Annotated in this window: 9 protein-coding genes and 1 pseudogene; all 10 read right to left on the reverse strand. The window is 28.6% G+C overall.

All coding sequences use genetic code 11. The features are described from left to right. Positions 1-45 precede the first annotated feature (45 nt). The 10 genes and pseudogenes from topA to I6E15_RS03430 all read right to left on the reverse strand — a co-directional run bounded on the left by topA (position 46) and on the right by I6E15_RS03430 (position 15,871). On the reverse strand, positions 46-2,370 hold the full coding sequence (gene topA, locus I6E15_RS03385) for a type I DNA topoisomerase (protein ID WP_235244257.1): 2,325 nt from the start codon (positions 2,368-2,370) through the stop codon (positions 46-48). 26 nt (positions 2,371-2,396) lie between these two features. Beyond that, positions 2,397-3,458, reverse strand: coding sequence for a DNA-processing protein DprA (gene dprA / locus I6E15_RS03390; protein ID WP_235244258.1), 1,062 nt, complete (start codon positions 3,456-3,458; stop codon positions 2,397-2,399). A gap of 12 nt (positions 3,459-3,470) precedes the next feature. Further along, positions 3,471-4,283 carry a tetratricopeptide repeat protein gene (locus I6E15_RS03395; RefSeq protein ID WP_235244260.1) on the reverse strand — a complete coding sequence of 271 codons (813 nt, stop codon included), beginning with the start codon at positions 4,281-4,283 and terminating at the stop codon, positions 3,471-3,473. Continuing rightward, positions 4,283-5,485 carry an exodeoxyribonuclease VII large subunit gene (xseA, locus tag I6E15_RS03400; protein ID WP_235244263.1) on the reverse strand — a complete coding sequence of 401 codons (1,203 nt, stop codon included), beginning with the start codon at positions 5,483-5,485 and terminating at the stop codon, positions 4,283-4,285. The genes I6E15_RS03395 and xseA overlap by 1 nt, the downstream gene beginning before the upstream one ends. After that, complete coding sequence (gene uvrB, locus I6E15_RS03405) at positions 5,485-7,467, reverse strand: excinuclease ABC subunit UvrB (protein WP_235244265.1); 1,983 nt, start codon at positions 7,465-7,467, stop codon at positions 5,485-5,487. The genes xseA and uvrB overlap by 1 nt, the downstream gene beginning before the upstream one ends. A gap of 461 nt (positions 7,468-7,928) precedes the next feature. Continuing rightward, positions 7,929-8,957 (reverse strand): annotated as a pseudogene (locus tag I6E15_RS03410) (asparaginase); the annotation flags it as partial. Between the two features lie 118 nt (positions 8,958-9,075). After that, positions 9,076-10,836, reverse strand: coding sequence for a hypothetical protein (locus I6E15_RS03415; RefSeq protein WP_235244267.1), 1,761 nt, complete (start codon positions 10,834-10,836; stop codon positions 9,076-9,078). A gap of 11 nt (positions 10,837-10,847) precedes the next feature. Continuing rightward, a complete protein-coding gene (locus I6E15_RS03420; protein WP_235244268.1) occupies positions 10,848-13,586 on the reverse strand; it encodes a DEAD/DEAH box helicase in 2,739 nt (912 codons plus the stop codon). 99 nt (positions 13,587-13,685) lie between these two features. Continuing rightward, a complete protein-coding gene (locus I6E15_RS03425; RefSeq protein WP_235244269.1) occupies positions 13,686-14,507 on the reverse strand; it encodes a Cof-type HAD-IIB family hydrolase in 822 nt (273 codons plus the stop codon). Further along, a complete protein-coding gene (locus I6E15_RS03430) occupies positions 14,504-15,871 on the reverse strand; it encodes an MATE family efflux transporter (protein ID WP_235244271.1) in 1,368 nt (455 codons plus the stop codon). The genes I6E15_RS03425 and I6E15_RS03430 overlap by 4 nt, the downstream gene beginning before the upstream one ends. Positions 15,872-15,873: the final 2 nt, after the last annotated feature.

Genomic DNA, 15,873 nt, shown 5'->3' on the forward strand with positions numbered 1-15,873 from the left:
AATATACAAAAAAAAGGGGGAGAGAAAAGTTTTTCTCTCCTTCTTCTATTTCTTAGTTTTTTTAGTTGTTTTTTTTGTTTCTTCTTTCTCTTTTTTTTCTATTACATTTCCATCTTTATCAAGATTTTTTATATTTTTACATTCTGGATAACCTGTACAAGCTAAATATCTTCCCCATCTTCCTTTACCTATTCTAAATGGACGTCCACATTTTTCACAAACTCCAGCTTTATCAAGAATAGCTTTTTCTTCACTTTTTATAGCTTGAAGTCTTAAATTTAATTTTACAACTCCATTTTCTTCTGGGATTTCATTTAAAGCTAAGGCTTTTTTTATTTCACTAGGAAGAGGCGTTCTGATATTATCAGAAGAATAATTTTCACTCTCTAAATAACTTCCAAATCTTCCAAACTTAAGTAGCATTGGAGAACCATTGTCTGCTAATACATCAGTTGGTTTCCCTTTTTTCTCAGCAATTTTTTGTTCAACAATATCTTTAACGTGTATTTTTCCAGCTTTTATCTCCTCCATAGGAATCTCTATTCCACGAAGAGAGATATTTTGTTTGCAGTCTTCATTGGAACAAGCTAAATATCTTCCAAATCTTCCATTTTTCATTATCATATACCCCTCACCACAAGGACAAGGCATATCTGAAACTATAATTTTATTTTCATCAGCATCTACTATTTTTTTATATTTTTCTATATACTTTGAAAGCTCAGTGTAGAAATTTTTTAAAATCTCCTGCCACTTTTCTTTTCCCTCTGCTATATCATCAAGCTTATTTTCCATGTCAGCAGTAAATTTTACATTCATAAAGTTTTTGAAATTTTCATCTAATACTCTTTCTACTTCATATCCAAGTTCTGTTGGTACAAAGCTTTTTCCTTTTAGAGTTACATATTCTCTATCTTTTAAAGTATTGATAATAGCTGCGTATGTTGATGGTCTTCCTATTCCGTCAGACTCTAATTTTTTAATAAGAGATGATTCTGTAAGTCTTGCAGGTGGTTTTGTAAAATCCTCTTTGATATTTAATTTTACAAGTTTTAATTTATCATCTTTTTGGATATTTGGAAAATCTCCTAAAGGAATATCCTCTTCATCTTTAAATAGTTTATAATATCCGTCAAATAATATTTTATTTAAAACTCCTCTAAATTGAATTCCATCTTTTGAGCAAAGAAGTTCAAATTGCTCATATTTCATTGGTGCAAGTTGAGAAATTAAAAATCTTTCCCAAATAAGAGTATAAAGTTTTAATTGGTCTTTATCCAAAAATTTTGAAAGATATTCTGGTGTAAAATTAACATCAGTAGGTCTTATTCCCTCATGGGCATCTTGGATATTTTCCTGTTTCTTAGTAGTTTTCTTTACTCCTTCACCAACATAATCTTTACCATAATTTTCTAAAATATAATCTTTTGCCATTTGAACAGCTTCTTCAGAAATTCTTACAGAGTCTGTTCTCATATAAGTGATAAGCCCTTTATGAGTTCCATTTATATTTACCCCTTCATAAAGTCCTTGAGCTATCTTCATAGTTTTTGTAGCTGAAAAACCTAAATATGAAGATGAAAGTTGTTGTAGTGTACTTGTTTTTAATGGTAGTGGCGGATTTTTAGTTTTCTTAGTTACCTTTGCTCCATCAACTAAAAATTCCTCTCCTTTAAGAGTTTTTATTTTCTCTACTACTTTTTCATCTTTTAGTTTATCTATTTTTTTATCTTCAACTTTATAAAGAGCTAGATTTATTTTATCTTTAAACTCTCCTGTAATATCCCAAAACTTCTCTGGAACAAAAGCTTTGATACTATCTTCCAATTCACAGATAAGCTTCAGAGCAACAGATTGAACACGTCCTGCACTTGTATTTGAAGAGATAGCTTTCCATAAAAGTGGACTTACCTCATATCCCACAAGTCTATCAAGAATTCTTCTAGCTTGTTGAGCATTAACTTTATTCATATCTATTTTTCTTGGGTGCTTTATAGCATCTTTTATAGCTGAAGCTGTAATTTCATTAAATTCTATTCTATTATTTTCATTTTCATCTAATTTTAATGTATGGGCAATATGCCAAGCAATAGCCTCTCCCTCTCTATCAGGGTCAGAAGCCAGATATACTTTTTCTGATTTTTTTGCAAGGGCTTTTAAATTTTTTGTTACCTCTCCCTTACCTCTAATAGTAGAATAATTTGGAGTAAAATTATTTTCAATATCTACTCCCAAGGTACTTTTCGGCAAATCTCTTATATGTCCAAAAGATGCTGTTACTAAAAAATCATTTCCTAGTATTTTTTCTATTGTTTTTGCCTTAGCTGGTGATTCTACTATAACTAGATTTTTTTTATCATTCTTCTTCATAATTCCATACCTTTCACTAAATAAAATTATCTTGCTTTTCTTATATATTTTCCTCCGCTAACACTTGAAATATACCCATTTATCTCCATATTCATAAGTATAGCTAAAAGTGTTTTAGGTTTTATTCCTGTGATAATTACAAGTTCATCTAGATTTTTTTCTCTCACTAAAGAGTTATATATCTTAGCCTCATCATCTGACAAGCCCAAAATAGTTTCCTCTTTATCTATTTTTTTCCAGCCAAACTCATCTAAAATATCCTCTCCACAAGTTACAAGTTTAGCTTTTGAATCTTTTATAAGATTATTTGTTCCTATTGATACTGGAGAGTTTATATCTCCCGGAATGGCAAATACATCTCTTCCTTCATCAAGTGCTAGAGAAGCTGTTATTAAACTTCCACCTCTTTCCTTACTTTCAACTACCAAAATTCCTCTCGAAAGTCCCACTATAATTCTATTTCTCATAGGAAAATTATAAGCAAGTGGCTCAGTACCAAGAGGATATTCGGATATAATAAGTCCCTTTTCTCCTATCTCTTCCCAGTATTTTCTATTTTCTCTAGGATAGATAATATCAAGCCCAGAACCGACAACTGCTATTGTTTTTCCATTTTTTTCCAATGTAGTCTTATGACAAATTGTATCTATTCCTGAAGCTAATCCACTTACAGTAACTACTTTTGAATTTACAAGTTCTGATGTTATTTTTTCACAAGCTCTTTTCCCATAAGATGAGGCTTGTCTTGTTCCCACAACTCCTATTGTATTTTCTTTTGCAAGATTTATATCTCCTCTATAATATAAAAATACTGGTGGGTGTGAAATATTTTTTAATCCCACAGGATAATCTTTATCTTTTAATGATATAACTTTTACTTTATTTTTTTCTAAAAATTTTATCTCTTTTTCTATATCTATATTTTTAGACTTCTGTAACAATGAAATTGTTATTTCATCAAGTTTAAAATATATTTTTAGTTGCTCTTCAGAAAGTTTGAATATATCTTGATATCTTTCAAAAGAACTCATTAACCTAAAAATAATATTATCTTTTATACTAACAACTCTTAAACGATACCAATCCATATTCTCTCCTTATTATTTTCCGTGAGCTCTTACCAAAAGGTCATTTATCACTTTTGATTTAGGATACAACAATTTTCCCTCATTTAAAATAAACTTAGCATTTGAAAAATCTTTTCTTATTATATAAATATTTCCAAGTGCTGCATAAGCCTCTTCACTATTTTTCATACTTTTATATTTTAGAAAATCAGCTAAAGCCTCTCTTGTTTTATCTTTATTTCTATAACAAATCCCTCTACCAAAATATGGTTCTGCAAGATTTGGATTCATATCTATAACTTCACTATAATAAGCTATCGCCATATTATAATCACCTAAAAATCTATTAGTTGTCGCTGCTCCAAAAAGATTTTCTACACTATCTATATTTTTACTAAAAACATCTCTAGCTTTTTCATACTGATTGTGTGTAAAATAATAATTTCCAAGATTATAAACCTCTCTTGAATCACCACTTATTTTTTCTAAATGTTCTCTAAAAGTTTTATTATAATATTTAAGCATGGCTGCTGCTTTTTCTCTTATAGTTTCTCTTTTTACCAACTCCTCAATAGTGGCTATCTCAGCAGGTCTTGGATCATCTGGTTTTTGTTGAATAATTTTAATAAAAAAACTTTTTTTAGCTTTTGTTTTTTTATCCACGTATTCAAAAGTTATCTTTGTTGGTCTTTCTTCATCTTTTTCTAAAAATCCCTCAGCCTCTTCCATATCACTATAATCTATATTAACTGTTCCATCAAGTAAACCTGCATTATCGAAATAACTATTTGCAAATGAATTTAAAGAAATTGCTAATACTAAAAAAATCTTAAGAAAATATTTCATTAATTTTTAATCTCCTTTACTATGCCTACAAGGCTACCTTTATATAATTTTATCTCTATTTCATCTCCTTGATTTACCTCATCAGAAGATTTTATTATTTTTTCATTAGCTTTTACCAGTGAATATCCACGGAATAAAATATTCAATGGATTTAGAGAGATTATTTTCTCAGCTTGAACTTGGATTTTTTGTTTCTTTCTTTCAAGTAAAAGTTTCATAGCTCTTTCAAGCTCAACCTCTTTACTGTCTAGTATCTCTTTTGAATCTTTAAAAACTTTTGAGAAATTTTTTAAAGCATATGAGTTCTCTCTATTTTCTAAATGTATCTTTGAATGTTCTATCTTTTTCTTAATAAGAGATGTAAGATATTTTTTATCATCTTCTAACATCTCTAACACATCTTTTTTTACTGGAATTGCTATTTCAGCACTCTGAGTTGGAGTAGCAGCTCTTACATCAGCCACTAAGTCTGTAAGTAAAAAATCTATCTCGTGACCTACTGCAGAAATTATTGGCTTTTTACAATTATAAAACGCCATTGCAACTTTCTCTTCATTGAAAGCCCAAAGATCTTCGATACTTCCTCCACCACGTCCAGCAATAATAAGATCAATTTCTGGAATTTTATCCAAAGTTTTTATCCCCTCGATAATCTCCTCTATTGCTCCATCTCCTTGAACTTTTGCTGGATATACATAGATATTTATATTATCCATTCTTTTTCTTGATGTTGTTATTATATCATAAAGTCCAGCTCCATTTGAAGAGGTAACTACACCGATGTTTCTTGGATATTTTGGAAGTGGCTTTTTATTTTCTGATGAAAAATATCCCTCTTCTTCCATTTTTTCTTTTACCATTTCAAGTTTTCTATAAAGTTCCCCCATAGAATTTTCTTTTTCTATATGACGAACTAAAATTTGAAAATCTCCACGAACTTCATAAAATCCCACATCTCCAAAAATTGTAACACTGTCTCCCTCTTTCAGATCTTCTGGAATTCTTTTTAATTTATAACTAAAAGCTGCACATTTTATCTGAGATTTTCTATCTTTTATAGTAAAATATAGATGTCCACTTTTATAATAAGTTACTCCTGAAAGCTCTCCTTTTAAAAAAAAGTTATGGAACTCTGGTACATCATCTATAAAATTTTTAACTATTCTATTAAATTCACTTACTCCATAAATTTTATCTTCCATTATAACTCCAATAACATCTCTTTAAGTTTGTTCATCTTATCTCTCTTAAGGATAGCTGTTTCAAAATCAAGTTCTTCAGAACATTTTTTTATCTCCTTAAGAAGTTTTGAAATCTCTTTTTCAATATCGGTTTTTGATGTAAAGTTCATCTCTGATGCTTTTTTAGTTTCCTCTATATCCAATCCATAATCAAGATTTAAAACTTCCTCAGATACCTCTCTTATTATAGATTTTGGGTCTATATTATTAAATACATTATATTCTTTTTGAATTTTTCTTCTTCTTTCAGTTTCCTCTATTGCTTGAGCCATAGATTTTGTGATAATATCTCCATAGAGAATAGCTTTTCCATTAATATTTCTTGCAGCACGACCAATAGTTTGGATTAAAGATCTTCTACTTCTTAAAAATCCCTCTTTGTCAGCCTCTAAAATTGCTACCAATGAAACTTCTGGAATATCAAGTCCCTCTCTCAAAAGATTTATTCCAACAATTACATCTATAGTTCCATATCTTAGTTCTCTTATTATCTCTATTCTTTCAAGAGTATCAATGTCAGAGTGCATATATTTTATTTTTACACCTAAGGCTGCATAATATTCTGTTAACTCCTCTGCCATTTTTTTGGTAAGAGTTGTTACCAAAACTCTCTCTTTTTTCTTTACTCTCTCACGAATTTCTTCCAACAAATCATCAACTTGATTTTCTGTTTTTCTTATCTCTATCTCAGGATCAACTAAACCTGTTGGTCTTATAAGTTGCTCTGCAATATTTCCTTTTGATTCCTCTATTTCAAAATCTCCCGGAGTTGCTGAGATAAATACTGTTTGATTTGATATTTTCCTAAATTCTTCAAATCTTAGTGGTCTATTGTCCAATGCTGATTTTAATCTAAAACCATTTTCAACTAAAGATTCTTTTCTAGCTCTATCTCCGTTGTACATTCCACCGATTTGTGGCACTCCAATATGTGATTCATCTATAAATATTAAAAAATCTTTTGGAAAATAATCTATCAAAGTGTCTGGTCTTTCATTTGGTTTTTTACCACTTAAATATCTTGAATAATTTTCTATCCCTTTACAGTGACCTATCTCTTGAATCATTTCAATATCATAAGTAGTTCTTTGTTTAAGACGTTCTGCTTCTAAAATTTTTCCAGCATTTTTAAAATCTTCAACTTCTTTTGTCATATCCTCTTTTATCTCATTTATTATTGACTCGAGTTTTTCTTCCTCTGTTAGATAATGAGTTGAGGGATAGATAACAATTCTTTGAATATTTTTTTGAATTTTTTGACCAGTCAAAGTATTTATAGTAGATATACTTTCTAAATCATCACCAAAAAATTCTAAACGATAACCCATCTCCATATAAGATGGATAAATATCTATGACATCTCCTTTGATTCTAAATTTTCCTCTCTCAAAGGCAATATCGTTTCTTTCATATCTTAGATTAATAAGTTTTTCTAAAAGTTCTGACCTATCATAACCAGTTTTCAGATCTATTGGGATTGTCATTTTTTTATAAGTTTCCGGAGAACCTAACCCATAAATTGCTGAAACTGAGGCAACAATAATCACATCATCTCTATTAATAAGAGCTGCTGTAGCTGCATTTCTAAGTCTATCTATATCATCATTTACTGATGAATCTTTTTCTATATAAGTATCAGTTGATTTTATATAAGCCTCTGGTTGATAATAATCATAATAAGATACAAAATACTCAACTGCATTTTCTGGAAAAAATTTCTTATACTCAGAATAAAGTTGAGCTGCCAAAGTTTTATTTGGAGCAAGTATCAAAGTAGGTTTTCCAACTTCTGCTATAACATTTGCCACAGTAAAAGTTTTTCCAGACCCAGTAACTCCCAAAAGCACTTGATCTTTTACACCTTTTTTTATATTATCCACTAAAGTTTTTATAGCTTGTGGTTGATCTCCTGTTGGTTTAAAACTTGAATGTATCTTAAACATAAAATCACCTAATAAAAATAAAATATTTTATATATTAATTGTATAATATTTTCGAAATAAAATAAAGAAAAAATCTATATTAGCTCAGAATAGATTGAGAAATTTATATTTTCCCAAGTTATTTTCATATTACTTGTCATTGTAATTTTTACCATTCTACTGCTGTCTAAAATTCTTTTTACTGATTTATCAAAAAGAATATGAGCATCTTTTTTATCTTTTTTTACAATTTTTTGAATTTTACTATTTGGTTCTATAAAATTATCATTATAATCATCAAGACTTTCAATAGACATTGTGATTATTAAATCTTTATCTTCACACTCTCTATCTTTTATCCCTACAACACGAGCAACAGATCTTAAAAGATACTCTTTTTTTAATTTTTTAGGAACTACTATCTCAGTTTCAAAATAATCAGTAAACTCTCCATCACTTTCAAAACTAAAATCATATTGACTTAAAGTTTGCTCTCCGCAGATGTCAACTTGCATTTTTCTTTTTATCTGTTTTATATCTTTATAAGCTCCTAAAAGATACATTAGTTTTGTAACTGCTGCCTCTGGAGTAAGATCAGTTCCACTTATTACTCCAATATCAGTTAATTTTGCACTTGCTTCATAAAGTCCCATTTTTACAAAACCTTTTGTACATTGAGTTATATCTATTATAACTATTTTTTGGGATGAGATATATTCTAGAAAATCTAAAAACTCTTGGCTTGTTGGAGCGTTTCCATTTCCATAAGTTTTAAGAATAACCCCTTTTATTCCAGACCCTTCCTTAAAAATATTTTTCAGATAACTAAAATTTAACCCTGGGAAAAGTTCTAGTACAATAACTTCATTTGAAAATCTTTTATCTAAATAAAATTTTTCGTGGCTAGGTTTTAAAATTCTATCTTTTATAATTTTTATATCTCCTCCAACCTCTCCTATTGCTGGATAGTTTGGTGAAGAAAATCCAAAATAATTTGTTGCATCTATTTTTCTAGCTCTGTTTCCTCTAAGGAGAGTATCTCTAAAAAATATCGCTACCTCTGGTACAAGTCTAACTCCATAAACTTCATTTCCAGCTATTTGAATAGCTGTAATAAGATTTTGTAAAGCATCACTTCTTGGAAATTGAAGTGGTACTTGAGAACCTGTAAGAATTATAGGTTTTGAAAGATTTTTACACATAAATGAAAGTGCTGAGGCTGTAAATGCCATTGTATCTGTTCCGTGAAGAATTACAAATCCTCTATATTCATCATAAAATTTTTCTATTATCTCACCTATTTTTACCCAAACTTCTAAACACATATCTGATGAATCAATAAGTGGGTCTAACTGACAATAATCAGTTGGAAATTTTTCAAGAATAGGGTGTTCTTTTGCTATTTCGTGCCAATCTTTAGCAGGTCTTAATGGACTAGTTGGATCATTAGGGTCATTATGTACCATTCCAATAGTTCCACCTGTGTTAATTATCAATACTTTTTCTAACATCTTTTCCCCTCCAAAAAATATCTTTTCAAGTGATTATACCATAAAATCTAAACTAATGAAATAATAAAAAAGACTGCTCAAAAGGATGTTTTATCAATTTGATCAGTCTAATATTTTATTAAGCTAGGAAATATCCATTGCTATTTAATATTTCTTCAAAACTTTTTATATTTTCATTTTTTATTATAATATGAAAATTTTCAGCCTTTAATATAAGTTTTGAAATCTCTCTATTAGAAGAGATAAAGTTTATTAAATTTTTATCTTGTTTAATTTGTAAAACAGAATAATCATTAAGAATTTTTACTGATGTCATTCTTTCTAAAAGCTCCTTAAATAGATTTTCCCATATTTCTCCAGGGTTTTCAGATATTTTATTTCTAAATTCTTGAATTTTTTCCTCAAGCTCAGCTCTATTGCTGATTTTTTTCAAGAAACTCTCTGATGAAATTTTAAATTTTGTAGGAGATATTTTTGTTCCAATGCTTTCTAGGAAAAGTGTTCTTACCGGGGCTTCTCCTACAACAGTGGCTAAAAGGAAATCGTCCTCTAAATAAACACTTCCTTCTTCTACCTGTTTAAACTCATAATTTTTTCTTTTTCCAAAAATATATTCTCCAAGTTTTGTAAGTTTAAACCCTTTTATTCCATCATATTTTGATAAATATCCGTGTCTTAGATATAAAGATTTTTTTCCAGTTGGTGCTGTATAATAAATTTCTAAAACTCCAAAAGTTCCTAGAATAAATAGTATAGATTTTATAAATGGCTCTATTATATACCCTTGATAATTTTCATAGGTAGAAAGTTTTGTTCTCTCATAGTTTGCTTCATTTATATATACATGTTCATACACAGCATCTACATTTAAAATTTCTATAAATTTATCATTATAAATAATATAGTTTATAAGATTATCAACACTTATTATTTTATCTGGAGAAATATCTTGTAAAATATCTCTTATTGTATGGATTCCTCTTATGACTTCACTATTATTTTTCTTAGGTTTTCCATATCCTTTCAGATAATTTAGATAAAGTCTTGAATAAGTGTAGTTATCATCTATTAAGTTATCTCCATTTAAGAAATCAAGTATTATATTTTTTAAATTATTCCCTCTTAGATAAGTTCCATTCAAGTATTCTTTTTTTAGAATATAGAAAAATAGTGCTATTGTTTCAGTTTTTAGGAAATCCAAATCATTTAGATTTTTATAATATTCCTCAATATTACAATATTTATGCATTCCTATTTTTGAAGATTTTAGTAGCTTTCCACTTGTAGAAAGTTCTAGTTTTCCATCATTGAAAAAATTAAAATATTTTCCAAGATTTTCAATTATACTTTCTTCATTATTTCCAACAGACCAATTTTCATTTTTATTTACTGTATAGATAAAACACTCTCTATTTTTTGGTAGGAATTGTCTATACCATCTAACAATATCATTATCTATATAAAGATATTCATTTTTTTGATTATCCTCTCCATATTTAAAGAAAGCATATTTTTCATTTAAGTCTACCACAGCAGAAAACTTTTGCTCTTTTCTAAAGAAAATTGCTCTCTCCTCTTGTGAGATTATATATTTTCCATTCCAAGCAATCTCATTAAAAATCTTTTTTATTCCCTCAGGTAAAGTTTTAAACACTGCTATAAAAACTTCTTCCCTTGCTAAAGATTGCTCCAAAAGATCAAGGAATTTTATCTTTGGACTGTTTTCTGTCAGAAGAGAAACTTCAAAAAGTCCTAAGTTTATCCCTATATAACCTTCTGCTATCCATTTAATAAAATATGTTTTAAAAAGGTCGTAAAGCATCTCTTGTGAATAAAAATTATCTAACGCCTTTCTAAACCTATCTCTACTAATTCCCAATTTTTTTCTCCTTAACTTCCTAAAATAAATTCAATATCCTCTTCACTTAAGAATTTGAAGTTTGCTCCCTCATCAGATATTAGATTTTCTATAAGAAGACTTTTTGCTTTTTGTAATGTTAATATTTTTTCCTCTATTGTATCCTTAAGTATCATCTTATATGCAAAAACTGTGTTATCTTGTCCAAGTCTATAAGCTCTATCGATAGCTTGATTTTCAACAGTTTTATTCCACCAAGGATCATATATAAATATTGTATCAGCTGCTGTAAGGTTTAAACCTACTCCTCCAGTTTTCAAAGTCATAACAAAAACTTTATAACTTGAATCGTTTTGGAATTTGTCAACAAGTGAGTGTCTATCTTTTGTATCTCCTGTCATTGATAGATATTTTATTCCTCTCTCACTTAATTCTCTACAAATACTATCTATTGATGAAAGATAGTTTGCAAATATTAAAACCTTATGATTATTTTTTACAGCCTCAATGGCATTTTCTATAACAGCTATCTTTTTATTTGAGTAAAGAGCTGGATTTTTATTTTCTGGGCAACTTGCAATCTGTCTTAACTCATTTAGAGCTTGAAGAATACTAAATTGACTTTTATTAAGTCCATTTGTTTTTATACTTAAATGAACCAAATTATAATAATAAGCTCTTCTCTCTTCGTAGAATCTTTTTTGTTCTTTATTCATCTCTATAAACAGAGTTTTTTCAATTTTTTCTGGTAAGTCCTTAAGAACTTCTTTTTTAACCCTTCTTAAAATAAATGGGTAAATTCTTTTCTTTAACTCTTCCATTGCATTTTTGTCGTTATCTTTTTGAATTGGCAACATATAATATCTATTGAAGTTTTCTATTGAACCAAGCATTGTTGGGTTTAAAAATCTAAACAATGAGTAAAGCTCTAAAAGATTATTTTCAATAGGTGTTCCTGAAAGAGCAAGTCTATATCTTGTATTTAAAAGCATTATTGCTTTGTTAGCTTGTGAATAGATATTTTTTATATTTTGTGATTCGTCTAAGATTACAAAATCAAGTTTTATATCTTTTAACTCTTCTATATCATTTCTTATTGTTCCATAAGTTGTAAGGATAACTTCATAATTTTTAAAAGTTTCCATATCTCTATTAGTTCCGTAGTAAATTCCAACTTTTAAATCTGGACTAAACTTATTGATCTCACTTTCCCAGTTAAAAACAAGACTCTTTGGCATAACTATCAAAGTTTTTTCACTAAGTTTTTTCTTATGAAGATTTGTTATTACTGCAATAGCTTGTAAAGTTTTTCCAAGTCCCATATCGTCAGCTAAACAAGCTCCAAGATTATTTTCTAAAAGATAAGTTATCCAATGGTAACCATATTTTTGATATTCTCTAAGAGTTGCATTTATCTTTGGAAGATTTTTATCAACAGAGATATCATTTATTCCCTCAAAAAAGTTTCTTTGTGGATTTTGCCCATCTTCAAAAATCTTTTCATTGATAAGTTCTTCTATGATAGGAAGATCAAAGAAAGATATTTTTACATTTTCTGAAGTGGCATTTTCAAAAACTCTTTCAAGTTTTTCTATATATTTTTTATTTATTATTGCATTAGTTCCATCTCCAAGAACTATATACGAATCTTTTTTAAGTCTATTTAAAAGATCTATGATACTAAATTTTTCATCACCAATCTCTACTTCTAAATTTCCCTCTAAGAAATCTATTGAAGTCGTAAGTCTTCCTACAAGTTTTGGTTTTATAAATTTGATATTATATTTCTTTAATTTATCAGAACCAACTATTCTATATTTTGTAGCAAGTTGGAATAGATCCTTTGTGATAAACTCTTTAGCAATCTCCTCTTGAATTATCAAAAGATTATTTTCATCTAAATAATACCCAGAACGAATTGAAAAATTTCTTTGATGTTTTACAAGAAGTTTTACTATCTCATCTACTACTAACTCAAAAGTTTTGTAATTTACTTCACAGATAAATACCTTTTTCTCAAGATTATTGATAACTATTATTTTTTCTAAATCATTTGTCTTTATAAAAGTATCACTTAAACTTGAAAAAAATGTTTCAACCTTTAAGAAAAGACTGTTATCCTTTGAAATTTTTTCAATAGATAGTTGTGGTACTCCCTCTATTTCACTTCTTTCCTCTATTGTATAATCTAGATAATCAATCTCTAAATCTTTTATATAGTGGTTAGCAAGTGAAAGATACCCTTCAATATTTTCCTTTGAAATCTCTGTATTCAACTCTTTTATAAAACGAATATCATCTATAAAATTATCAAAGGAGTAAATTACACCTTTTCTATAAATCAAATTTTCACTGATAATCTGAAAATCAAAATATTTTTTATTAAGAAGTAACTCAGACTTTAGATTAAATTCGTCTCCCTCTATCTCACGAATTTTTAAAGTAAGAGTATTTTCTTCAAAACTCCAAAGAATTTTATTAAAATTTTCATCTACAAAATTATCTATATTTTTCAAATTGTAAATAAATTGTCCAGCATCTTCCAAATAAAGTTCCTTTGTAGAAGACACATCTCCCCACCCAGAAAAGAAATCATCAGTCTCAACATCTTGTAAAATATCTACAATAGTTTGAATATGCTCATCTTGTATATCATAATCTGAAAAATTTGAAATTTTTTCTTTTTGACTGTCAACGGCTTTTATGTACCCTCCATTTTCATCAGAGCTTAACATAAAATATATTTCATTTTGATTTTTTAAATTATTCATTAATTATCCTCATCTTAAAAAATTTTCAGAACAATATTATATCATACTTATTCGTTTTTAGCAAGAAACCTATTTTTCACAAGGTCAGTTTAAAAAATTTTAATTTAATTTTTCTTCAAAATATTTTTTTAAAAATATCTCAATTCCATCTTCATCATTTGTTTTTTCAGTGACATATTTAGATAATTTTTTTACATCATCTATGGCATTTTTCATAGCTACTCCGTGTCCTACTCCTTGAATCATCTCCAAATCATTTTCAGAATCTCCAAAGGCCATACACTCTTCCATTTTTATTCCTTTTGAGGCTAAAACTTCTGTCAAAGCTTTTCCTTTATTTATATCTTTGTTTAAAACTTCTAAATACTGAGCTTGTGTAAAAGTTATATAAGCTCTATCTCCCATTAAATCTTTTAACTGTCCTTTTAAATCATTTAAAAAGTTTTCATCATTATCGATGATAACTCCCTTTGTGATATTATCTGGAGATATTTTATTTATATCTACAAGAATTGGGGTAAGTCCAGAATTTTTTACATAAATTTTTGTACTATAACTATCTAAACTTCTCACATAACAAATATCATCTTGGAAAAGATTTATCTCAATATCTTTTCTTTTAACAAAATCTATCAAATCTTTCGCTACATCTTTTGGAAGTATTTTATTTACTAATACTTTATCTTTATTATCCTCAATTGAAGTATCTACTATTTTTCCTCCATTATAACAAATAGCTGTTATTGGCAGATCCAAATCTTTTAAAGTTGGTATTGTTGAAGAATATGGACGTCCTGTAACTATTAAAATTTCCATTCCTTTTTGATAAAGTTCTCTTAAAACTTTTTTTGCACCAACTGGTAATTTTTTTTGGCTATTTAGTAACGTCCCGTCCAAATCAAATGCTAATGCTTTTATCATAATTTTTCCTCCGTCAATTTTAGGTTTTGATTTTTTAATAATTTTCTGAATTTTATTTTATATACAACAAAAAGTGTCAAAGCCTCTAAGTTCCATTGTAAAACTGTTATCCACCAAAAATATGTAAGTGGTTTTTTATTTAGGTACAAGAAATAATACATCAAAGGTAATCTTATTAGCCAGTTGCAAACAAAACTTACCTTAAATGGAGTTTTTGAATCTCCTATCCCTTTGAAAGCTCCTGAACAAGTCATTCCAAGAGATGTTCCAATCTGTTGGAAACAAGCTATCTGTAAACATAAAGCTCCCAGTGCTATTACTTCCACTTCCTCTTTTTTTATAAAAAGTTTTATTATATCCTTTGAGAAGAAAAAGAAAATTAACCCAAAAAATCCCATTATAATTCCAGAAAGTATAGCTGTTGTATTTATATATTTTTTAGCCTTTTCAAAATCTCCCTCTCCTGTACAATGTCCCACAAGAGCAGTACAAGCAAGAGAAAATCCCCAACCGGGCATAAAACTAATACTTTCTATTGTGACAGAGATTTGGTTTGCTGAAAAAGCAAGACTTCCAAGTGACATAACAATAGTTACACCGATTAACTTTCCTATACTAAAAGCTCCTTCTTGAAGAGAGGCTGGTATAGAAAATCTTAAAATATCTTTTGCTATTTTTTTATCAAATTTTGAAAAGAATTTAAGTTTTATTGGAAGAGTTCTTGTTCTATAAAGTAAAAAAGAAAAACAACTTATTCCAGCTGTGGCTGTGGCAATAGCTGCTCCTGGAACTCCAAGCTCTGGTAATCCAAATTTTCCAAAAATTAAAACATAATCAAGCCCTAAATTTACAAAGTTTGCTATCATTGCCCCATAAAGTGGAGTACGAGTATCTTTACAACCTCTAAAAATTCCACTGAAAATATTTCCTATCATTGTGAAAAACATTCCCACAGAACATATTCTTATATAAATAGTAGCATTTTTTATTATATCTTTTTCCGCCCCTAAAAAATTTAAAATTTTATCAGCAAAAATAAAATATGTAAGAGCCACTACAAGAGCCACACTAAATCCAAGATTAAAACCTTGGTTTGCAAACTTTGTAGTTTTTATTTCATCTTTTGCTCCAAGACCTCTTGCAATAATAGATGTCATTGCAACAGCAAGTCCCATTCCTATTAAAGTATTAATAACCGTATACATAATCTCCGATGAAAAACCTACAGAGGCAACTGCTAATTTTCCCCCATAATGTCCAACCATCATAGTATCAAATACCCAAACTAACATGTACAAAACCATCTCTCCCACAGCAGGAAGAGCTAATTTTAAAATCTCCTTAACATATGCCATGTAATTCATTA

It is taken from the genome of Fusobacterium perfoetens, assembly GCF_021531475.1.
Classification (GTDB): Bacteria; Fusobacteriota; Fusobacteriia; order Fusobacteriales; family Fusobacteriaceae; genus Fusobacterium_B.